This is a genomic window from Paenibacillus sp. sgz302190 (assembly GCF_059820445.1).
Window position 1 is genome coordinate 1 of the sequence record NZ_JBZYAO010000113.1, and the last position, 531, is coordinate 531.

The 531-nt window shown below is 49.5% G+C and carries 3 tRNA genes; all 3 read right to left on the reverse strand.

The features are described from left to right. Positions 1-117 precede the first annotated feature (117 nt). The 3 genes from AC6RNO_RS36775 to AC6RNO_RS36785 all read right to left on the reverse strand — a co-directional run bounded on the left by AC6RNO_RS36775 (position 118) and on the right by AC6RNO_RS36785 (position 401). Positions 118-189 (reverse strand) — tRNA-Glu (locus AC6RNO_RS36775). A gap of 38 nt (positions 190-227) precedes the next feature. Beyond that, a tRNA-Ser gene (locus AC6RNO_RS36780) sits at positions 228-319 on the reverse strand. A gap of 6 nt (positions 320-325) precedes the next feature. Then, positions 326-401, reverse strand: a tRNA-Asn gene (locus tag AC6RNO_RS36785). Between the last annotated feature and the right edge of the window lie 130 nt (positions 402-531).

Consider the following 531-nt stretch of genomic DNA (forward strand, 5'->3'; position numbering starts at 1 on the left):
CTGACGGGATCGAACCGCCGACCCTCTGCTTGTAAGGCAGATGCTCTCCCAGCTGAGCTAAGCCTCCATGGGATATTGGAATCAACTTCGCAAATTCCTTTGCATGATGAATCCTTATGACCCGTAGGGGATTCGAACCCCTGTTACCTCCGTGAAAGGGAGGTGTCTTAACCCCTTGACCAACGGGCCTTGATAGCATATTACTTCATTTACTGCGAGTTGTAAAGTGGCGGAGAGAGAGGGATTCGAACCCTCGAGACGCTTGTGACGCCTACACGATTTCCAATCGTGCTCCTTCGGCCAACTCGGACACCTCTCCATAATGTGGCTCCCCGAACAGGACTCGAACCTGTGACAACTCGATTAACAGTCGAGTGCTCTACCAACTGAGCTATCAGGGAACAGTATTCAATTCAAGGTTTGTTCCTTGAAAACTAGATACGAAACTTGCGTAAAGTGTGAGTTAAATTGTATAGGTTAAGCCCTCGACCGATTAGTATTCGTCAGCTCCACACGTTGCCGCGCTTCCAC